At 43.2% G+C, this 882-nt stretch carries 1 protein-coding gene; it reads right to left on the bottom strand.

Annotation, left to right across the window (positions count from 1 at the left end; all coding sequences use genetic code 11):
• Positions 1-9 precede the first annotated feature (9 nt).
• A protein-coding gene (locus ACOV1R_RS16055; protein ID WP_088899809.1) for an IS5 family transposase occupies positions 10-809 on the bottom strand; the annotation gives its coding sequence in 2 pieces (ribosomal slippage) (positions 10-539 and positions 539-809; 801 coding nt in all).
• Positions 810-882: the final 73 nt, after the last annotated feature.

The raw sequence follows: 882 nt of genomic DNA on the forward strand, positions 1-882 counted from the left end.
AGAACGTGTTTAGAATCTTTTCAAGAGTATTCGCAGGAAGGCTAAGCTAATCATCATCTTACTGGTGTTCAGCTTTCGCTCACAATTGCGCCAGAGGCGCCGATATTTTCCTAGCCAGCTAAAACTGCGTTCGATAACCCAGCGTTGCGGGGTCACTTGACCGTGCCTAAGGTCACTCTGTTTAGCAATAATGACTTCAGCGTTAATCATTGCCTGAACTGATTGAGCAAAGTTGTTACCAGTATAACCACCATCGGCCATTACTCGTTGAACCAGGTCAAACTGTGATTTGTTTAACGCCAGTAGCGCATTGGCGCCATCACGCTCAGAAACATTGGCGGTTGTCACATGGACTGCCATCGGCAGCCCATTGATATCTACAGCAAGATGGCGCTTAATCCCACTCACCTTTTTACCACCATCGTAGCCGCTACTTTCAGCAGGATCGGTATTCTTGACACTTTGAGCATCTAGAATGATGAACGATGTATAAACTGAACGCTTCTGAGCCAACCGATGTTGGCTGACAATTTTTTTAAAACCTTATCCAGAGGAGTGATACCAGCAGGAGATGGCGTTTTAGTCCAAAGTAACCAGTAATAATAGACGGTTTCCCATTTAGGAAAATCGCTGGGTAAATCGCGCCAAACGCACCCATTTTTCAAGGTATAAAGCAGGGCGCAAAAGATATCATATAAATCAACCTTTCTTGGCTTAGTCCGCTTACGTATGCCTTCTAGATCTGTCCGGATTAGTTCAAATTGTTCACGAGAGATGTCGCTACTATAATGGTGTGCAAAGCTTTTCATGGATTAAAAACTCCTGTTTTTGATCTAATTTAACTAAAATCAAATCGAATGTCAAAGTATCCAAACACGTTCT

Source organism: Lactiplantibacillus sp. YT640 (assembly GCF_049745435.1).
In the GTDB taxonomy this organism is placed as follows: Bacteria; Bacillota; Bacilli; order Lactobacillales; family Lactobacillaceae; genus Lactiplantibacillus; species Lactiplantibacillus plantarum.